Consider the following 19,996-nt stretch of genomic DNA (forward strand, 5'->3'; position numbering starts at 1 on the left):
TTTATTTCCGGGATTTCAACAATGCTTTCACCAATGTAATATTCGGTTTACTGAAAGGTTTTAATGTAAATGCTTTAACAATATATTTCATTGCCTGTTGCCGTGTTTTTTTAAACCGAAGCAATTTATTGATGTAATCTACCAAAGCATAATACTCCAATGCTGCCATTTGTTTTTTATCGAACCCATCGGTGTATGCCGGCAACAAGGCCTGGTTATCCCGGTGAAAATTTTCGGAAGCTGTTAACCAGCGTTCGCTGAAATTGCCTTCAGATAAATGTTCTATCGTGATGGTATTGGCTACAACTACCCGGTACTTTTGCCGTACCCGCACACTGATGTCGATATCGTACATATCAAATCCATTCAGCGATCCTTCATTCCACGGAAACTCATCAAATACTTCTTTTCTTCCTGCCATGAAAAAACCATCCAGCACTGCCACTTCGGAAAAATTTCCTTCATCCAATATCTTATAAGGAACTTTTTCGCCACCTGCTTTTCGTTGTATCATATTGATACGATAGTATTGCTGCGGCACCGCTACCCACGAAGCGGGGAAACGCGATTTAAAGATTGCCCCGGCTGCACCAGCAAGGCCGATGCTCCCGTTATTTAACAATGACACCAGTTCCCGGCCCCACCCTTTTGTTTCAAACAAAATATCTTCATGGCAGAAGCAGCAATATTTTCCGGTGGCCGCTGCCAGCCCATGATTGTACACGCTGCAAAGGCTTTGCTGAAAAATGGTATTATCCACCACTATCAACTCATAATTAAAATCTATGGTGGCTTCAATATTTTCTTTCAATGCCGCTAAAAGCGCAGCATTGCGGGAACATACCACGATGCTTATTTTCTCTGTATCCCCTTTGGCGGGGAAGATGGTAACGGCATTGCTGATACGCTTAATATTTTACCAGGGGCTTGCCCAGGATCGTTTTCAATATACTCTTGAGTTTGTTGTTGCGAAGAAAGGATTTGAGGTTTTCAAATTTCTTCTTTTCATCGTACAACTGTGCATAATGACGGGCATATTGCACCGCATATTTCTTCACGATATATTCGTTGATCTCATCCTGCCGCGGGGTGGATTCCCTGCGGGACAATGACCGGTTGATGATGCGGTAATCAAAACCCGTCTCGCGGAGGTAGAACATTCTTTTGTTTTCAAAATACATACGCAGCCAGAGATCCCAGTCTTCATTGCCGTATACGGGTATCTTATCATCGTACCCTCCCATCGCTATCAAGTCTTTGGTACGCATGAGCGAGCAGGTATCGATGTGGTTGCGGGCCAGTAACAGGTCGGGGTTCAATTCGCCGGGCTCCCACAGATAAGTTTCATCGCCGAAACATTGCGCATTCGGGTACACTACCGAGATCGACGGATCAGCTTCCATGATATCCAATGCTTTCTCAAAAACAGCGGGCCTGAGTTTGTTGTCCGTATCTAACGGCAACACATATACGCCTTTTGCAGATCTTAAAGCAGTATTGCGGGCATTGGCCGGGCCACCATTTTCCTGGTCGATGATATGCACACCGGCAGCTTTCAGCTGCGCCAGTTTTTCAATGGTAGCGGGATCGGTAGAGCCGTCATTTACAATGATATGTTCTACCGGCACTTTCCAGTTATAGTCTTTCACACTGGCGATCGCTTCATCCAGGTATGCACCATGATTGAAACACGCCGATATCACCGATACAACTACTTCCGCCATAATTATTTTTTGAAAAGCTTTTTGAATTTTCCGGAGATGGCCCGGCTTTTCAACTGCAACGCAAATATTTTTCTTACAAAAAAATTCTTTGTCAGGTCTTCGAAATGCCGTTTCAGGTAACGCAATTCTTCCAGCTCGCTATAGCTGTCCGCATGCAAGGGATAACCCGATAAAAGCACTTTCTTTTTTTCAGCCAGCTGCACTTCAAAATATTCAGGCCTCGAACTGATACCGGTATAATCATACACGGTGATCACCAGCGGAACATATTTTGTTGCAGCCTCATACCTGCATACCGCATCCAGGAAGAATTTCCAGTCGGCCACTATCTTGAGGCCCTCATCATATTTACCCGCTTTTATCAGCAGGTCACGCGAAATGAACGAACCCTGGTGGGGCAATGTATCCCGCATGAAATATTCAAACGTCAACCGTTCGTTGTAATGTTTCACCCATTCCTTTGCCGGTTCTTTGATCAGCAGATCGCCGTACACGATGTCGGCATCCTGCAAAGAAGGCACTATGGTTTCAAGTACGGTGTTATTGGATAACACATCACCCGAATTAAGAAAAAGTAAATATTTGCCTGTAGCGGCATCAATGCCTTTGTTCATGGCATTGTAGATACCCTTATCTTTTTCACTGACGCTGTAGGCGATATCCTGCTGATATTTCTCCAGCAGCGTTTTGCTTTCATCGGCAGACCCTCCGTCAATCACAATGAATTCTACCTCCCGGTATGTTTGTGAGATCACACTCGCGATGGTAGCTTCGAGCCCCGCCGCATCGTTGTAATTGATGGTGATGATGGATAATAACTTCAACCTGCTTCTTTTGATGAAATGACCTGATCGATGATCTGCGAAAAGGCTTCGCCGAAGGCGTTTATATTTTTACTGTAATCATTGCCTGCATGTTCGCTGTATCCCTGTGGCAACGCGGCCGCCAGCGCTTCCGCGGAGGCAGGATCAAAGAAATACGATGGCCCGTAATTTTCCAGTTGCTCACGATGTACTTCTATATCCGATACTACCAGCGCCACTCCCAATGATTTGGCGTCTTCCACCACCGTACTCCATCCTTCAAAAAAAGAAGGCTGTATCACCGCCTGCGACAGCGTCATCAGCCCGAGCTGATCGGCACGATCGATGAAGCCCAGGAAACGAATATTTTCTTCAATACCCAATTCTGCCACCTGCGCTTTTATTTCTTCAAAATAACCCGGGTAACGATAATCGTTTTCCTTACCGGTGAACGCCACAAAAATATCCGGGCGTATGTTTTTGATGAGTGCAATTGCTTCGAGCACCACTTTGTGATTCTTGTGCCGCCAGAACTGGTTGCTGCAGATGAAAAATTTTTGCGGCAGCCCGTATCGGTCATGCAATGCAGATGTATCAGGCGCTACCACATGTGATACCGCGAAAGGAAGCACAAACTGACGGATTGCCGAACCGGGAAAAAACCGGTTGAAATGTTGCTGCGCCGTCTTGCTGCTGAATACGATCTGCTGGCCCTGCTCCGCTATCTTTTGCTGCGTCCCTTTCCTTAAAACGATCTCTTCTTTGGAAAAAAATTCCGGAAGAAAATGTTCCTGGAAATCGGGGATCCAGAAAATATTGCCGGTGGCCGGAAACAGCGGATTGCTGAGGTCTGCAGGAAACACCACCGGTATATCCTGCCGGTAGGGCGAAACGATGAATTTTTTCGCGGCGGTAAATGAGAGTTTATTCAGCAACTTCGAAACGATATCCAGCTTTCTGAGCTTCGTTCCTTCCTGCAGGTATGCATAACCGGTAGCTGCTTTCAGTTTTTGAAAATGCCCCGGTTCTGCGGTAAATACATGTAACTCCGGCTGATCGGCTTCAGGCAGTTTTCCCAATGCAGATACGAGGTTCTCGATGTAATAAGTACCCCCTATCCAGTTCTCATTGTATTCGTATATTATAGCAACTTTTCTTCGCGTAGCCATTGTACATAACGGTCGATGCCCGCATCCAGCGATACTGCCGGGGCATAACCCAATTGTTTTATTTTAGCAATATCGGCGCTCCATCTTGTAGGGTCGCCTTCCCGCTGCTCCCCGTTGAAACCGAGCGTTCCGTTGAAGCCGATCTTTGCCAGCAGTACCGACGCCAGTTCCTGCACACTCACTTCCTGCCCGTTGGCTATATTGTAAACAGCTCCTTCAAACACTCCCTGCCCCACTACAAGTTCCAGTGAGCGGATGATGTCACTTACATAAATAAAATCCCTTGTTTCTTTTCCTGTTCCAAATAACAGCACTTCTTTTCCCGCGAGTGTTTTTTGAAAAATATCCCACAGCAATTGTTTTTTCAATCCCGGGCCATAGGCCGAAAAGATGCGCAGCGAGCAGGTATGCAAACCGAAATGCCCGGCATATTCCTTACAGATATCTTCGGCCATGAGCTTGTGATAACCGTATGGCGACATGGGTTTCCTGGCCGCATTTTCATTCACCGGTAAAGATTCGGGGTTCCCATATACCGCGGCGCTCGACAGGTTGATGAACCTGCAGCTGCCCGAATGCCTGCGGATAGAATCAAGCACTTTTACTACATTGAATACATTGAGGTTGAAATCACGCAGCGGGTGCTTCAATGAATCCGGCACACTCGCCGCCCCGCTGCAATTGATGCATACATCAAAACGATGTGCTTCGAAGATCTCATCGAAATCACTGATGCCCGCATCAATGGTAAAATAATTCCGTGCGCCATGATCGGTCACCACATCACAGCCATAACAATCATATGCTGCATTAGCAGAAAAATGATCCATGGCATGGCTTCCGATGAACCCCTTCGACCCTATGATGAGTATTTTTTTCATTTTTTTTGAGCGATATAACTGTACATCCTGCCGGCAATGTCTTTTTCATTCAGCTCCAGCAGGTGCCTGTTCTTTCTTTTATAAACAGCGAACAACCCCGGTATGGCCCGCATGGCGCCTACACGTGTATTGAATGCCGAGCGGAACTGCAACCTCTTCGTTTCCTTCTGCTTTTCGATATCCGCATGGGTCATCGGGAAATAATTGATAATGGAATCGTAGTAGGACAGTTCCTGCAAAACCGCCAGCCCCGCGGCTTCCATCGCTTCCCGGTATTCGGCCGATGTGAACGCATTTTCGCCGCCGTAAAATTTCTGCAAAGGATGCTCCCGCAAAAATCTTTCCTTATCATCTTCATCATAGATCACATGATCGCGGATGGTGAAAAGAAAACCTCCCGGTTTGAGCAGCGTTGCCAGGTTGGCAATAAACTGCCGGAGATCATACGCATGGTGCATGGCCTGCCGCACATACACGATATCGAACGATGCTTTCTCCACATCGATGTCTTCGGCAAACTGCTCATATACTTTCATCCCGGCTATGTCGTACTGCGCCTGCAACTGGCGTATGGCACCCGCGCCCACCGTATCACTCGGGTCGGGTTCCGAAACCGTTACCTCGTAGCCTTCCAATGCCAGTGCAATGGCACTGATGCCGTTGCCGCTTCCTATGTCGAGCAGCGATTTAGCTCCCGGTGAATATTGCCGCAGCAACTTCAACGTTTGCAAAAACTCTTCGCTCTTCCTGAACCGTTCTACATTGGCTGCCAGGTCTTCTTCAAAATATGCTTTCTCTACGAGTTCGGCATATTCGGGCAATGTTCTGATATATCGTATGGTTTCTTCCCAGGTGCGCATAAAATTATGTTGTGTATTTGACGATAGTGGCAGGATTGCCCGCTACCACCGCATAATCGGGAACATCTTTGGTAACCACGCTGCCAGCCGCCACCACAGCGCCTTCGCCGATGGTGACGCCTTTGAGGATGATGCAGTTGAAACCAATCCACGCTTTACTTTTAATGTTGACAGGATTGCGACTAACTTTTGTCCAATCTTTATATGCCCCTATTTTGCCTTCATCAATTCCCCTCTTCCAATCCAACACATCATTCATACGATCTGTGGAAACTAAAGAATGTGCATTGTTATCCATAACGGTACAACCCCAGGAAAACATGACATCGTCCCCGATATTAATTTCATTTATGCTGATGAAAGTTCCGCCGCCAATAAATGTGCGATCTCCAATATTTATTTTTCCGGTAGGCAATTCAAAAACAAATGTCCCGGTTACCATCGAATCATTACCGATTTTCAATAATTTTTGATTGGGATCCTGGGCATTTCTTACAGAAATATTTATTCCTGAAACATTTGTCCTGTCTCCAATAATCATATGGGAATCAATTGTAGCGTGAACAACTTTTTTTACAGATTGCAATTGCAACCCCACTTTCCTCAGAAGATAATTTATTGCTCTTTTAAATAACATTACTGATTATTTTTTCCTCCCTTTTATAAATCCTTTTAATCGATTTATATTTTTTTCAAGCAATCCTTTTTTAGGAGAATTGAAAGCAGCGTAAAGATATTTTTTTAACTGGCTAAATTTTTTACTATCCGCTTTTACAGCCTTCGGGAAATGCGTGATCTCATATCCTTCCTCCCAATCCTTTTCTTCAAAAGGATTTTCGCCACCCGAGTGTGTACCTGAATTATCCCAGCCGGTATTTTTCACCAGGCTTTTATCGGGGTACAATACCAGGCCTTTTTGCCGGAATACCGACCACCACCAGCGGATGGCCCAGGAACTGATCCTGTCGGATTCCATCTGCTCCACCAGCATCGAGGTATAATCAAAATTACCATCGAGGTTGAAAGAGTTGCGCAATGCAGCATCCGTTTTGAGCGCTTCATACCCGGTGGCTTTCGTATCGAAGCTGTTCCAGGCCCGCTCCCATGTACCCCATGCCTGGGTAGTGGTTAAAGGTAAAAAGAAAGAACGGTTGCTGCGGGCGATCTTTTTTACCGGGAAAATATAACCGGCTATCATGTATACATTTTGTGTATTGGCATATTTATGCAAAGCCCTGTTCATGTATTTCAAAAAAAAACGGCCGGCCACTACATCGTCTTCCAGCGTGATCACGCTTCCGTGTTTGCGCACCACCGCGGTAGTGCCTTCTATCACCGAAGCCGCCAATCCTTTATTGGAAGCGGATTCCACTATATGAACATTCCCGCACCATTGCTGCTGCCTGATCACGGCACGTGTTTGTGCAATGCGGTCGAGGTCTTCCTGCGATGCCCCTGCTTTAGCGCCATCGGCATAAATATACAGGTCGGAACCTGCCGCTTCCCTGTTGGCAGCCAGCGCCTGCAGTGTCTGCAAGGTATGCGCAGGCCTGTTGTACACAAACACCACGATGGGCGCCAGCGGCGATGTATGTGTGGTGCTTGTCATGATTGCTGACGGGAAGTATTCATTCGTAATAGTGACTTCAGCCGGGTACGCAATCCCAGTTTCATCCTCATCGACACCAGCGATTGCTGCAACTGCCCGAATTTTTTATACTTCAGGTGCATGGTCGTTTTGAAACCTATGTCGATATTTTTTGTCACCGGCGAGCGCAGCAACTGGCGAAGCACTTTGTCATATTCGGCTGTACGTTCTTTGAATGTAAGCAGCCAGTCGATCGTCCAGCGGACAAATTGTTTGCTGTCGTCCCGCAAAGCGGTAATGGAATATTTTTTATACAATTCTTCAATCCCTTCGGCTACAGTGAGCAATGAAAATGCCTTATGCGGATCGGGGTTGCGGGTAGAAACTGAATTGGCCCGGATGCGGCGCTGGTAAAACGGTTGTTTCAAAAAATAAACGTTTTCCGCAGCCAGGAAAAGGGTACGCGAAAACAATTCGTCTTCGTGCATGATGCCTTCATGAAAGTGTATCTGCTGTTGTGTGAGCAGTCCGCGTTTTACGGCAAACAAACAAACACTCGCCACAAAATTGTTTTCATCTGTCATGCACTGATAAAATTCCCTCCCGGTATATTTTTTTTCCGCAAGAAAATTACGTGCATAAAAATTAGAACTGAGGTCGGGCACAGTATTATCGGCACCCGCAAAATCCTTATCCAGGAATGAAACCGCCGTGAATGCCACAAGATCGGTGCCTTGTGTATCAAAAACATTGTTGAGCTGCTCCAGCATACCGGGCGCCACAATATCATCGCTGTCCATGCAGTAGATGTAGGTACCTGTGGCATGTTTCAACCCGAGGTTGCGGGCCGTACTGGCGCCACCGCCTTTCTTTTTGTATACGCTGATGCGTTGATCGGACGCAGCCAGTTCGTCGGCTATCGCTGCGCTGTTGTCGGTAGAACCGTCATCTACCAGAATGATCTCAATATCCGTGAAGGATTGCTGCTGCAGGCTGCCCACAGATTCCCTGAGGTAAGCTTCCACATTGTAAACCGGCACTATGATACTGAAAACGGGCAAGGGTTTTATTTGAGCCTGCGCAGGATATCTTCCCGCAGTTTTTTCATGAATTGTTTGAGTAAGACTTTTTTATTGTTGAAGGCATAATATTGCCGCCTGTTCTCTTCGGTCAATGTTCCGTGTTCGTGCAGCAGGTTGCGCACAGCGTGAGGAAAATTCGCATCGATGTAATCCTGCCGTTCCTTCAGCAGCAACTGCCGGTTATCGGGGTGGCTGCTGATGCCATCTTTGTAAAAAACGGAAACGGTTTTATTGTGGTGCACACAACGTGCATTGCCGGTAACGATCGTTTTGAAAAAGAAAGCCCAGTCCGAAACGATCTTCATGTCTTCACTGTACAATCCGTACTCGTCAAACAGCCGGCGGCTGATAACGGTTGCCGGGTGGAACAAACTTCCTTTGAGCAGGTAATCGACCGTGAGCTGCGGCGGCGCGATGAACATCGTGGTGCTGCCATCAGGCAGTATCACTTTGAGGTTACCATAAAGGATATCTACATCGTCTTTGATGGCATCGAGCAGGTGACGGCAGGCATCGTTGTTTTCAAATGTATCGCCGCTGTTAAGGAACAGCAGGTATTTACCTGTCGATAAACGGATGCCTTTGTTCATGGCATTGTAAATGCCGGTATCCGGTTCGCTCACCCATCTGGAAATGGAAGCGCTGTTTTTTTCCAGTAATGCCCTGCTTCCATCGGTGCTGTTCCCATCTACTACCACATATTCAACATCGCGGCAGGTTTGGGAAAAAACGCTTTGCAGGGTTTTTTCGAGGCCGGCAGCGTTGTTATAGTTGATGGTGATGATGGAGAGAAGCAATGTATGATGTATGATGTATGATCTATGATCTATGATCTGTGATCTGTGATGTATGATCTATGATCGGTGATGCCAGCCCGGCTGACGCTGTTCGGACGGGTATGATCTGTGAAGTCCGTTCGGTTGGATGTTCAGTGACGGGTAGCTTACATTTGCGGTATTGTTTAAGCGATCCCGATGCGTTGGCGAACGTTTGCTTCGTTCTTTGTAGCGATGAGATTATTGTATGGGTAATGCAGCCGCATTTTTTCAACGGCAAGCTGATCGTTCTCGTACGTGAACCATTGATAGCCGAGGCTTTCGAGCAGGGTGAAAATATCCTGCACAAAATATCCTGCAGCAAATGTATTGGAATCGGTAAATTCTATGATGAGTGTGGGTGAATGATCGCGGAGGAATTGCAACCCACCTTCCAGCACATATTTTTCCCAGCCTTCCACATCGAGTTTTATCAGGGCTACCTTTTCCTTTTCTACTCCCGCAAGCTCATCGTCCAATGTAGCGACAGGAACGGAGATCGATTTATGGAATTTGCCGGAATCGGCCGGCGCGAAAGTGTTCCATGCATCGTAGCCATTATCGGACTGCTGCATTTCGAGTGTGCCGGGCTTGTCGGACAAACCGATATTCCTTGCGGTAATATTGGTGAAATTATTGAGCGTGATATTTTCCATCAGCCTGCTGTAAGTGAGCGGCGATGGCTCAAAAGCGATGATCTTCCCGTTGGCGCCAACGATGCCGGAAGCCAGGAGCGAGAACAGGCCGATGTTGGAACCGATGTCGAGGAACGTGTCGCCCGGCTTCAAAAATTTCTGCATGAATACGATCTCATTCTCCTCAAATCCATCCACGATCACTTTTGAAAGGATGCTGTCTTTGTAAAGATTGATCCGGATGGAATTGTTGATCGTATGCTCAAAATAAGATCTCCCCTGGAAGCGGTCGTCCCATTCCTTTTCGGCCCTCTTCACATTTCGGTCGTGTGAACCGGCCAATATCTTACCGGTCTTGCGGTTGATGGAACGCACGACCATATTGAATTTTATCTCGAGATAAGACCCGAGCCTTTCTAGAGTGAATTTTTTGTTTCCCATTTGATTCTTGGCATTATGAGGCCTGGCCTTGTGTCTGAATAAAATTTATTAAGTCCGAACAATGTGGTGATCGCCAGCGGCACCCGGATGCTGTCGTAGGAGATCCATCTTACATTATGGATGCCTACCGAGAGGCTGATGAGGTAATTGCCGGCATTGAGGAAATCGCTGTCGAGTGTCATTTCCGAAGTGTAGGTGCCGGGCTGTGTGTAATTCATTTCCTGGTACTCATCATCGTGAAAAGTGCGGAACAACACGATCTCCGATTGTTGCTCTATCAAATCAATACCAACCCGGAGGCCGAGTACGGCTTTTTTAACTTTGTACTGAAACCTTACTACGATCTCTTTTCCGGAACCGTATTCCTGTTTGGCTTCGCCTTCCTGCAATATCTCTACATCGATGAATTCAAAATGTTCATCCTCGATCTTCTTCAGTTGCTCAAGGATCGTTTCTTTTGATAACTGATTGTCGCGATCCTGGTACCTGCGGATCCCTTCAAATGTATCGCCCTGGAATGTCTTGGTACCATTTTGCAGAAGGATCACATTGTTGCAGAGATTGGAAATGGCGCCCATATTGTGGCTTACGAACAACACCGTCCGCCCTTCTTTTCCGCTTACGTCTTTCATTTTGCCGAGGGCTTTTTTTTGAAACTCCGCGTCGCCAACAGCCAGCACTTCGTCCACGATCAATATTTCCGGCTCCAGGTGTGCGGCTACGCCAAATGCAAGGCGCACGTACATCCCGGAGGAATATCTTTTTACGGGGGTATCGATGTAGCGTTCCACACCGGCGAAATCCACTATTTCGTCAAACTTTGATTTGATCTCTTTTTTCGTCATGCCCAATATGGCGCCATTCAAAAAGATATTATCGCGGCCGCTGAGTTCGGGATGAAACCCGGTGCCTACTTCCAGCAGTGATGCCACCCTTCCTTTGATCTTTATCTGGCCGGTAGTAGGAGCAGTAGTACGACTGAGTATTTTAAGCAACGTACTTTTGCCGGCGCCGTTTCGTCCGATGATGCCGGTGACTTCGCCCTGCGCTACTTCAAAATTGATGTCGCGGAGCGCCCATACATAATCGCTGCTGGCTTTCTGCGAACGGTCGTTCACATCGCCGATCTGCAGGTAAGGGTCTTCCTTTCCGCGGATGCGGTGCCATGTCCTGTTGAGGTCATGCGCCAGGGAGCCCGTACCTACTGCACCCAGGCGGTATTGCTTGGAGATATTTTCTACTTTTATGACGGTTTGGTTCATGTTGTCGGAAAAAATTAAACGGTATCCATAAATGATCTTTCCACTTTGCTGAACATGACGAGCCCTATCATCACTACGATGATGATGAACGTGCCGCTGAACAGCAATCCCTGTACATCCAATTGCCCTACGCCGAATATTGAATAACGGAATGCTTCCACGATAGGTGAAAGCGGGTTCCATGCCACCCAGCCCCCGAGCCCTTTATCTTTCAGGTAAGAAAGCGGGTACGCCACAGGAGTGGCATACATCAGCAGCTGCACGGCAAAACCGATAAGTACGTTGAAATCGCGGTACTTGGTGGTGAGGGATGAAATGATGATGCCCATCCCAAGCCCGAGGCCCGCCATCATCAACACCAGCAATGGTATGAGCAGCCAGCTGAGGCCGAAATGAAAATGCCCGTTCTTTACGCCAAACCAACTGAGCACTACCAGCAATAAAAAAAACTGGATACCGAATTTTACGATATTGCTCATTACGCTGCTCAACGGTATCACCAGCCTTGGAAAATATACTTTACCGAAAATATTGGCATTGGCTACAAAAGTGGAAGAAGTGGCGGTAAGGCAACTGCTGAAATAATTCCAGATCGCGATCCCGCTCATGTAGAAAGGGATGCGGTCGATACCATCGGTAGGAATGCCGGCCACCTGTCCGAAGATGAACATGTAAATGACAGTGGTAAAGATGGGCTGAATAAAATGCCATAGCGGACCGAGTATGGTCTGTTTGTATTGCGATACAAAATCGCGTTTTACAAAAAGCCACAACAGATCGCGGTAGCGCCACACTTCAGCCAGGTTGAGGTCGAGCAGCTTTGCACGGGGTTCTATGACGGTATCCCAATGTTCGGCGGTACTGTCAGAACCCCGGGTGGTTTGCGTATCCATATTTAATTCGTTCGTAATGAGTTGTAAGTTATATAAGATTATCACTTACGCTGTCAGCCTGAGCTTGTCGAAGGTTTTCTTTGCCTGATTTCGCCTTCGACAAGCTCAGGCTGACAGCTATTCTAATTTGTAACTGGTGCGTTGGTAAGCTGCAACAATCGATGCAGTTTTCTTTTATAAGTTTCATACCCGAAATTATTCATCAGTAGCTGATGATCGGGTTTATATGTCAGCGGGTTTTCAAGAACGGTTTCGAGCGCCCGGGTTATTTCTTCCGTATTTTCAGGGTCTACGAGCTGCCCCAGTTTACCATCGAGCAAGGCATCGGTAGATCCGTCTTTATTACCCGCTATCACCGGCAGGCCGTAATACATCGCTTCGATGAATACGATGCCGAACCCTTCTTTCCTGCTGGGCATCACGTATACTTCCGACAGGGCGAAATGTGCTTCCAGTTCTTCATCCTGTATGAAACCGGCGAGTATCACCCTATCCTGCAATTGCAGGTTGTTGATGATCTCCTGCAAAAATTTCTTTTCCTGCTCATCATAACTTCCGGCGATGAGGTATTTTACTTCCAGCCTGTCTTTCAGATTTGCGATAGCAGAGATCACTTTATCATATCCTTTGTAACGTTCTTTGGAAGACAGCCGGGTAAGCGTCATCAATATCCTGTCGTCTTTGTTGAGGCCATATTTTTGAAGTAACGCCGGTAGTTTCTTATTGACCGATGGAATGGCCAGGAAGGGATCCAGGCAATTATTCAATACAGAACAACGTTTTTTATCCAGCCCATGCGAAGCGATGATGTTGTTCATGGTATACCTGCTTACTGAAACTACCTGGTCGCAGCTTCTCAGCATCTTTCTTTTGTGATTGCTGATAGCATCCCATATCTCAATGCCGTGCGCCAGCAATATGATCTTCGTGGAGGGGGATATTTTTTTGATCATCCACCCTACCATCAACAGATTGATATGGCTGAGTATCACGGTATCGGCTTTCACGCCTTTTTTTACCATGGCGGCAATGAAGTTCAATTTTTTTACCCCATACCCGTTGAAATTTTCCGCAGGAAAGTAGAGGTTCCCTTCGGCATCGGAACTGTTGTCGTACATGCTGGACATCTCGAACGGCTGATGGTTTTCGATGCTGTTCTCATACAATGCTTTGCCGAGGATGCGGCATACTTTTTCGATCCCGCCGGTGGCGGAAAAAGTACGAAGCGTCAGAAAAAGTATATTATTTGCCAAAACTATCTGTTTGTTTTTATGCGGCTTTTCTTTTGCGCAGCAATATCAGCGACATCAGGTTGCTCCAATGCAGGTTTCCCGAACGGAATTTCTGGTAATTGAGTTGGGTGTTCTTTTCGCTTCCGGCCATCAGTTCTTTTACATATTCACTGTTTCCCAGCCACTCGGTGAACGGAAAGCTGAAGCCCATTTTTTTGCGATTGAAGATGGCATCCGGCAGATCGGTCCTGAATGCATCGATGAGCAGTTGTTTCGGATGTTCACCGGCGTATTTTACTTCGGGTGCTATGGAGCAGGTTTGGCGGATGAGTGTATCATCCAGGAACGGCACGCGTATTTCAAGCCCGTGCGCCATGCTCATCACATCCGCATCCCGCAGCAACTGGTTTTGCATATAGAGGTTCATCTCCATCCAGCTGGCTTCGTTTTTAGGGGCAAGACTATCGGTTACCGGAAAAACGGGTGTGCTTTCGAGCGTATCCCAGACTTCCTTTTCGGTACAGCCAAGCTGTGTGGCGATCTGTATTGGGGTGAATTGCCCGCGCAGAAAAAGATAGAGCCCTTTGATGCCCTCCAGCTGAAGGTAAGCCAGGCGGCTGACGCGTTTATTCGAATTTCTTTTTCCGGCGTTGAGTACCGCATCCGGCAGGCGTTGTAATTTTTTGGCGGTAGCAATTCTTCCGAAGGAAGGATAACCTCCGAATAATTCATCGCCACCTATGCCGGACAAAACGGCTTTGAGGCCTTGTTTTGCCGCATGCTTGCTGATGAACCAGGTATTGATGCCATCGCAGCTCGGCATATCCATATCATCCAGTATCGTGGCGAAGGATGCTTCAAATTCCTGCTCTACCAGTAAATGCTGCGATGATCTGCATTGCAGCTTTTCGATCAGGATATCCTGGTATCGTTTTTCGGAAAACGCTTCTTCGTTGAAATAAAGTGATAATGTATTGAGATGTTCCTGCTGCGTTGCTGCCGCAATATTGGTGATGATGCTGGAATCGACACCGCCGCTCAGGAACACGCCTATCGGGGCATCGGAAAGTAAATGGCCGGTGACGGCCTTTTCAAAATTATTTTTTGTATCGCTGACCGCCTGTCCGCGGCTGGTGATCTTTTCGGAAAAAGTATAAAAGGAAAAACTCTGAAGGCTGGTAGTTGCTGTTGCAGCTTTATATTTCAGGAAACAACCCTTGTGCAGCGGCCTCACATTGCTGAGGGTTGTTACCGGCTCGGGAATATGCCCATAGGCGAGCTGGAGCACCGGCCATTCCTTGCTTTCCACGTGCCTGTGGCCGGAATAGGAGAACGCCCGTATTTCAGAAGCGAACTCGAGACCGGTATCCGACAGATGATAATAGAGCGGTTTGATGCCCGCCGCATCACGGACAAGAAATAATTCCTTTTCCTGCCGGTCCCACAGGGCGAATGCGAACATTCCCTGCAGCCGCGAAAAACCCTGCGTATTCCATCTTGCAAAAGCCGCCAGGACCACTTCGGTATCGGAGTGAGCATGAAACTCATATCCTTCTTTTTTCAATTCGGTCCTGAGCTCTTTGTAATTGTAAATTTCTCCGTTGAATGTGATCACGTACCGGTCGCGGTAATGCATGGGCTGATGGCCGAGGGCCGAAAGCTCTATCAATGCCAGCCGGCGATGCCCCAGTACCAGCTGATCTTCGGGTGATACATAACGGCCTTCCCCATCGGGACCGCCGTGGCGCTGCAGGTCGCACATATGGTCTACCTGCTGCCGGATGGTTTCAAAAGGAATGGATCTGTCTATTTTGCCTGCTATCCTGCACATAAGAGAAAACGACGGCGGAAGGACGACGGATAACCGACGACCGACAACCGCGGGGTTGTTTAGGTTTGGAAGTGTATTAGGTTAGGTGGTAGATGCTGGATGGTGGTTGCTGGATGCTGGATCATCGCAGCAAGGAACTGAGCGAAGTTCTGAAATTATGAACTGCCAGTATCCAGCATTTTCCTCAAACTGCTTCGAGGTTGCTTTTATCGAATATCGCACTCAGCTCCAGCCCCATGCTGTCTATTTTTACTTTTGCTTTGTTGCCGCTTACTTCTACTATGATACCTTTGTAATTCATGAGCACCCCTTGTTTTACGATCACGGTCTTGTTCACGTCAAGGTTTTTATCTGTCACTTCCACATTTTCAAATTCCTGCAGGAACTTCCGGATGGTCACGATGTCTTCTTCCCGCACTACCGCCGGTTTGCCCAGCCAGTATACATAATTCACGATGCCGTCTACCAGTTTCACATCCCATTTGGCGGCTTCATGGATGTTTACAAAAACATAGCCTTTGAATAGCGGTTCGAGTACTACTTTTTTCCGGTCGCTCCATTGTTTCTGTACCCTGTTGAGCGGACAATAATATTCGATGCCTTTGGATTCAAGGTTGGAAGCCACTTTCTTTTCCCATCTGGGGCGGGTATAAACTACGTACCAGGTTGAATTACTTTCGGTCATGGACAAAGCTTCGCTGCTCCTCAATCACAGTTATTCTGTAACGGAAGAGAAAATGGCTTGAAAACTACAGTATGCAATCCCTGTAGCGGTATGTCTGAAAAACAGTAAACATCCCCCGTGAGAGGGATGCCCGGCTGCCTTTATCTTTTACGTTTTCCTTTAAATAATTTCTTCACTTTGCCTACCACACCAAACAGGTTTTTAAAGCCTGGTTGTTCCCCTTCGGAAGTATAGTAACTGCTTGCCTCGTTGCCATAGCCGTAACCATAGCCGTAGCCATATCCATAGCCATAACCGTACCCGTTTCCATAACCACCAAAACCATAGTTGAATATAGAAACCCCCCGTGGTTTTATCCCGTTGAAAACTACGCACATGTTCTTGAAGCGTTTTTCCCTGTTGAGGCTTTCCACCAGGTTGAGGAAGCTGTGAGGGGTAACGGCATGGCGTATCACGTATACGGTAATATCAACATACTTGTTGAGCAATTGCGCATCGGTAACCGGACCGATCGGCGCTGAATCGACAATGATATAATCGAAGCGTTCTTTCAGCTTTTCCATCATTTCGGCGAAGCTGGGTTTACCGATCAACTCTGTAGGGTTAGGTGGTATCGGCCCTGCCGTAACAAGGAATAAGTTGGCATGATCTGTTGGCTTGATGATCTCATCGAGGGTGGTTTTTCCCACGAGATAACTGGAGATACCCGGATCACGTTTTACATTCAGATGCCTGCTGAGCTTGGGTTTACGAAGATCCATCTCCAGCAACGCCACTTTTTTTCCGGTCAATGTGATACTGATGGCAAGATTGGTGGCCACAAAGCTTTTTCCTTCACCGGAAATACTGGAGGTCACCAGCAAGGTTTTTTCCTTGTCGTTGAAGCCCATGAAACCAAGGTTGGTGCGGAGTGCCCGGAACTGTTCGGCAATAACGGTTCTCTTACCTTCCGAAATAGCTACGTGCATTTTGGTAGGGGATTGTACGATCTCGCCTATCACCGGCACTTTGGTCTTATCTTCCACTTCCCTTCTGAAAAGTATCTTATTGTTGAACTGCTCCTGTATCTGCACATACAAAATGAACGCGAGCAGGCCTATGATGAAACCCGTCCAGTAAAATTTACTTGGTATCGGGCGGATCGGGCCACCGGACGAAGCGTTTTCCAGCACCCTCAGGTCAGCGGATGTAGACGCTGAGGAAATGGCGGTCTCTTCCCTTTTTTGCAAAAGGAAGGTGTAGATGTTATTTTTGATAGCCTGCTGACGGCTGATCTCGAGCAACCCTTTTTCTTTGCCGGGTACGCTGCGAAGCAGGCTGTTGTTGAGTGAAATATTATCGTTGATGCTCCTTGATTCTGTCAGGAAGGTATTGCGGATGTTGCCGATGTTCTCGCGGATATCTTTTTTGATACGGCTCACTTTTTCTTCCGCCAGTACCACGGCATTGCTTTGCGCACCGCCTTCGGCATTGGCTTTTCCGGCATCGAATTCGGCCGCGTACAATTGCGTGAGCAATGAGCTCAGGATCGGATCGGTCACCAGTTGCAATGCAGGAACCGTACCGGCACGCTGCCCTTTGCTGTTTACGTAACGCTCGAGGCCATTGAGTACATCCAGTTGCAGATCAAGATCGCTTTTACGCTTGTCGAGTTCCCTTACATTGTTGAAATAAATGGAAGCCTGCCCGGTAAGGTCGGTGATGCCTTCGCGTGATTTATACGTTTCGATGTTGCGTTCTACACTGTCGAGCTGGGCGATCACGGTATTCAGACGATCATCGATGAAGTTGATGGTATTGGCCGCGATCTGGTTTTTGTCTTTTATCCCGGCAACGTTATATACTTCAAACAGTTTGTTGAGTACATTTTTAGCTTTTTCCGGAACGGGCGTTTCTATCTTCAGGTCGAGTACGGTAGACTGGTAAGACAAAGGCGCTGCCTTGATACTTCCACTGAGCGGGCCCGCTGCCGAAGCGATGGTATTGAATACTACGAAATAATTTTTTCCGTGGAGGTTGGTATTATACGTGGGATTGATGCGGAGCCTGTAAGAGGTCCTGTTGTTGGTGTATACCCCGTCGAAAGGGATATTTTTTCCATCTATCTGCACGATGCGTTTATCCCAGAGGATATCAAATTCGTGGCGGCCTCCCCCGTTGATACTATCCTTGTCAATGGCTTCAAATACAATGGGGGAATTATCTCCGTACAGCTCTTCTGTCTGAACATTTCCTTTGTTGAAAACGGAGGCATAAATATTCAGCGATTTCACCACTTCCTGCATCAGCGAGGAGCTCTTCAATACGAGGATCTCATTTTCAACAATTTTCTTTTCGCCGAAAATATTCAAGGCGTCGAGCACTTTGCTGTCGCTTCCACCCTTCTGTGGATCCTTGAGGAGTACTTTCGCGGAAGCTACATAAATTTTGGTCTGGGAACGGAGATATACATAAGCGATACTGAGCGCAATACCGGTGAATAATATGAATATTGGCCAATAGGGCAGAAAACGGTTTACAATCTGACGTAAAATATTTGCCTGCGGCTTTTCATTAAAAAACTGCTCTTCGCTCATAAAAAAATTGGTTTACCTGAAAATCCTGTCGGCTATGATAAGGATCAATGAAACTCCGGAAGCGATCAATGTTACGGTAGTCTGGACACGCCTGCGTTTTTCTTCGCGTTCCATTTTTTCGATATCCGGTTTCACATATACGATATCGTTGGGTTGTACATAATACCAGGGAGATTTAAATAAGGAATGGTCTTCCAGGTTGATATGTTTTACTGTTTTTTCATTTCCTGTTTCGCGTATGATCATCACATCGTCTTTCCTGCTTGCTTCTATCATATCGCCGCTGAGCACGATCGCATCCAGCAGGCTGAGCGGTTCACCCGGCAGGCTCAATACCTGTGGCGATTTTACTGCCCCCATTACTGTTACACGGTGATTTAAGAAATATACATTCGCGATAGGGTCTTTCATGTAAGGCAACATCGCATTCTGCAGGTAGAGCGCAAACTCTTTCCTGGTTTTACCTTCCGCTTTTACACTACCCAGCCGGTGCAATGCTACTGTTCCATCTGTGGCAACGAGAAAACCGATACCGGTTGTGGCAGTGGAATTGCCGCTGACGATCTCCCCCGCAGCCTGGTTGAACAATATATCTTCATCTTTGCTCAGGCTGGTGATAACGATACTGAGGTTGTCGCCCGCTTTGATCTTTGCTTCAAAATCATTGTTTACAAAACCGGTAATGGTAGTGTCTTTAGTCATGGTCTTGAAATACTGGGATTCTTTGGCTGTTTTACAGGAAGTAAAAAGCAGCATCAGACATGACAGGCACACCAGAAGTTTTGACATCGGGACTGGCTTTAGAAAAAAGGGAGATCTATTCATTGAAATTTGACAATATTTCCATCCTTAATGGAGGTTTACAAAACTCGTAAAAATTATCCAGAATCTGAAACATAAATTCCGGAAGCGTATGTTATGTTTAAATAACTAAATATCAAGCCTTTAGTAAGCTAAAAAGGCAACCTTTCGATTGCCTATGTTACAAAAACTTATATTGAAACTGATGGATTAATATTTCCTGATTTCAGTCTTTTTTTTCTGATCGTACGCTTTTTTTGCCCCCAGGCCAATTCCGGCCGCTATCAATAAACTCACTCCCCCGTCGATCGGGCAAGGCACCGGGTTGTCCGGATCACCTGGATCACAAGGTTGCGCTTTCAGCGTTAGCGCTGAAAATGAGAACATTAGCACTACCAAAACCCTCACCATCAAAGTCTTTTTCATATTGATCTGTATTCGTTACTCTTTTTACAAAAATAAGCCGTTATTTCAATTTTCAGCAATATAGGCAAAATATTTATACCCACTCCGTGGCTTTTACTTTACTTAACGCAGACTTAAAGACCATATTGCCGGTTTTGTGCCGGGAAGGCGGAAAGAAATACGGAAAAAACTGACTCAAAGATTTAGCCAGGGTTGAAGGATTTCAGATGGGATCACGGATTTTAAATGATCAGGTGATCACACAGATCCTCGCCGTTGTTGGTGTTATCACCGACAACGTTCTCTTTCCTGT

Annotated in this window: 19 protein-coding genes; all 19 read right to left on the reverse strand. The window is 46.7% G+C overall.

Annotated features, from left to right (window positions below; all coding sequences use genetic code 11):
* Position 1: 1 nt before the first annotated feature.
* The 19 genes from EGI32_RS13020 to EGI32_RS13110 all read right to left on the reverse strand — a co-directional run bounded on the left by EGI32_RS13020 (position 2) and on the right by EGI32_RS13110 (position 19,704).
* Complete coding sequence (locus EGI32_RS13020) at positions 2-847, reverse strand: glycosyltransferase (RefSeq protein WP_255155799.1); 846 nt, start codon at positions 845-847, stop codon at positions 2-4.
* 61 nt (positions 848-908) lie between these two features.
* A complete protein-coding gene (locus EGI32_RS13025) occupies positions 909-1,724 on the reverse strand; it encodes a glycosyltransferase (protein ID WP_255155800.1) in 816 nt (271 codons plus the stop codon).
* Between the two features lie 2 nt (positions 1,725-1,726).
* The gene (locus EGI32_RS13030; protein ID WP_255155801.1) at positions 1,727-2,548 is read right to left on the reverse strand and encodes a glycosyltransferase family 2 protein; all 822 of its coding nucleotides are present in this window, start codon (positions 2,546-2,548) and stop codon (positions 1,727-1,729) included.
* On the reverse strand, positions 2,545-3,696 hold the full coding sequence (locus tag EGI32_RS13035) for a glycosyltransferase (protein ID WP_255155802.1): 1,152 nt from the start codon (positions 3,694-3,696) through the stop codon (positions 2,545-2,547). The genes EGI32_RS13030 and EGI32_RS13035 overlap by 4 nt, the downstream gene beginning before the upstream one ends.
* A complete protein-coding gene (locus EGI32_RS13040; RefSeq protein WP_255155803.1) occupies positions 3,669-4,577 on the reverse strand; it encodes an NAD(P)-dependent oxidoreductase in 909 nt (302 codons plus the stop codon). Before EGI32_RS13040 ends, EGI32_RS13035 begins: the two co-directional genes overlap by 28 nt.
* Entirely contained in the window at positions 4,574-5,437 is an 864-nt protein-coding gene (locus tag EGI32_RS13045; protein ID WP_255155804.1) for a bifunctional 2-polyprenyl-6-hydroxyphenol methylase/3-demethylubiquinol 3-O-methyltransferase UbiG, read from the reverse strand. Before EGI32_RS13045 ends, EGI32_RS13040 begins: the two co-directional genes overlap by 4 nt.
* A 4-nt stretch (positions 5,438-5,441) precedes the next feature.
* Positions 5,442-6,074: an acyltransferase gene (locus tag EGI32_RS21195; protein WP_303626648.1), complete on the reverse strand. Its 633-nt coding sequence runs from the start codon at positions 6,072-6,074 to the stop codon at positions 5,442-5,444.
* 6 nt (positions 6,075-6,080) lie between these two features.
* A complete protein-coding gene (locus EGI32_RS13055) occupies positions 6,081-7,046 on the reverse strand; it encodes a glycosyltransferase family 2 protein (RefSeq protein WP_255155805.1) in 966 nt (321 codons plus the stop codon).
* On the reverse strand, positions 7,043-8,086 hold the full coding sequence (locus EGI32_RS13060; protein ID WP_255155806.1) for a glycosyltransferase family 2 protein: 1,044 nt from the start codon (positions 8,084-8,086) through the stop codon (positions 7,043-7,045). The genes EGI32_RS13055 and EGI32_RS13060 overlap by 4 nt, the downstream gene beginning before the upstream one ends.
* A gap of 5 nt (positions 8,087-8,091) precedes the next feature.
* Complete coding sequence (locus EGI32_RS13065) at positions 8,092-8,904, reverse strand: glycosyltransferase family 2 protein (RefSeq protein WP_255155807.1); 813 nt, start codon at positions 8,902-8,904, stop codon at positions 8,092-8,094.
* Positions 8,905-9,068: 164 nt separating this feature from the next.
* Positions 9,069-9,998 (reverse strand): FkbM family methyltransferase, encoded by a 930-nt coding sequence (locus EGI32_RS13070; RefSeq protein WP_255155808.1) that lies wholly within the window; start codon positions 9,996-9,998, stop codon positions 9,069-9,071.
* A complete protein-coding gene (locus EGI32_RS13075) occupies positions 9,974-11,260 on the reverse strand; it encodes an ABC transporter ATP-binding protein (protein ID WP_255155809.1) in 1,287 nt (428 codons plus the stop codon). The genes EGI32_RS13070 and EGI32_RS13075 overlap by 25 nt, the downstream gene beginning before the upstream one ends.
* A 14-nt stretch (positions 11,261-11,274) precedes the next feature.
* Positions 11,275-12,153, reverse strand: coding sequence for an ABC transporter permease (locus tag EGI32_RS13080; RefSeq protein ID WP_255155810.1), 879 nt, complete (start codon positions 12,151-12,153; stop codon positions 11,275-11,277).
* Between the two features lie 122 nt (positions 12,154-12,275).
* On the reverse strand, positions 12,276-13,406 hold the full coding sequence (locus tag EGI32_RS13085) for a glycosyltransferase family 4 protein (protein WP_255155811.1): 1,131 nt from the start codon (positions 13,404-13,406) through the stop codon (positions 12,276-12,278).
* A gap of 16 nt (positions 13,407-13,422) precedes the next feature.
* Positions 13,423-15,216, reverse strand: a complete 1,794-nt coding sequence (gene asnB / locus EGI32_RS13090; protein WP_255155812.1) for an asparagine synthase (glutamine-hydrolyzing) — start codon at positions 15,214-15,216, stop codon at positions 13,423-13,425.
* A 184-nt stretch (positions 15,217-15,400) separates the two neighbouring features.
* Positions 15,401-15,925: a UpxY family transcription antiterminator gene (locus tag EGI32_RS13095; protein WP_255155813.1), complete on the reverse strand. Its 525-nt coding sequence runs from the start codon at positions 15,923-15,925 to the stop codon at positions 15,401-15,403.
* Between the two features lie 116 nt (positions 15,926-16,041).
* The gene (locus EGI32_RS13100; RefSeq protein ID WP_255155814.1) at positions 16,042-18,477 is read right to left on the reverse strand and encodes a tyrosine-protein kinase family protein; all 2,436 of its coding nucleotides are present in this window, start codon (positions 18,475-18,477) and stop codon (positions 16,042-16,044) included.
* 12 nt (positions 18,478-18,489) lie between these two features.
* Positions 18,490-19,266 (reverse strand): polysaccharide biosynthesis/export family protein, encoded by a 777-nt coding sequence (locus EGI32_RS13105; RefSeq protein WP_255155815.1) that lies wholly within the window; start codon positions 19,264-19,266, stop codon positions 18,490-18,492.
* 222 nt (positions 19,267-19,488) lie between these two features.
* Complete coding sequence (locus EGI32_RS13110) at positions 19,489-19,704, reverse strand: PID-CTERM protein-sorting domain-containing protein (protein ID WP_255155816.1); 216 nt, start codon at positions 19,702-19,704, stop codon at positions 19,489-19,491.
* Positions 19,705-19,996: the final 292 nt, after the last annotated feature.

It is taken from the genome of Ferruginibacter sp. HRS2-29 (genome assembly GCF_024343615.1).
In the GTDB taxonomy this organism is placed as follows: domain Bacteria; phylum Bacteroidota; class Bacteroidia; order Chitinophagales; family Chitinophagaceae; genus Ferruginibacter.

Coding starts and splice junctions, on each gene's coding strand:
- EGI32_RS13100 (WP_255155814.1), bottom strand. CDS start 18,477: ATGAGCGAAGAGCAGTTTTTTAATGAAAAGCCGCAGGCAAATATTTTA.
- EGI32_RS13035 (WP_255155802.1), bottom strand. CDS start 3,696: ATGGCTACGCGAAGAAAAGTTGCTATAATATACGAATACAATGAGAAC.
- EGI32_RS13105 (WP_255155815.1), bottom strand. CDS start 19,266: ATGTCAAAACTTCTGGTGTGCCTGTCATGTCTGATGCTGCTTTTTACT.
- EGI32_RS13055 (WP_255155805.1), bottom strand. CDS start 7,046: ATGACAAGCACCACACATACATCGCCGCTGGCGCCCATCGTGGTGTTT.
- EGI32_RS13045 (WP_255155804.1), bottom strand. CDS start 5,437: ATGCGCACCTGGGAAGAAACCATACGATATATCAGAACATTGCCCGAA.
- EGI32_RS21195 (WP_303626648.1), bottom strand. CDS start 6,074: ATGTTATTTAAAAGAGCAATAAATTATCTTCTGAGGAAAGTGGGGTTG.
- asnB (WP_255155812.1), bottom strand. CDS start 15,216: ATGTGCAGGATAGCAGGCAAAATAGACAGATCCATTCCTTTTGAAACC.
- EGI32_RS13075 (WP_255155809.1), bottom strand. CDS start 11,260: ATGAACCAAACCGTCATAAAAGTAGAAAATATCTCCAAGCAATACCGC.
- EGI32_RS13070 (WP_255155808.1), bottom strand. CDS start 9,998: ATGGGAAACAAAAAATTCACTCTAGAAAGGCTCGGGTCTTATCTCGAG.
- EGI32_RS13025 (WP_255155800.1), bottom strand. CDS start 1,724: ATGGCGGAAGTAGTTGTATCGGTGATATCGGCGTGTTTCAATCATGGT.
- EGI32_RS13040 (WP_255155803.1), bottom strand. CDS start 4,577: ATGAAAAAAATACTCATCATAGGGTCGAAGGGGTTCATCGGAAGCCAT.
- EGI32_RS13080 (WP_255155810.1), bottom strand. CDS start 12,153: ATGGATACGCAAACCACCCGGGGTTCTGACAGTACCGCCGAACATTGG.
- EGI32_RS13110 (WP_255155816.1), bottom strand. CDS start 19,704: ATGAAAAAGACTTTGATGGTGAGGGTTTTGGTAGTGCTAATGTTCTCA.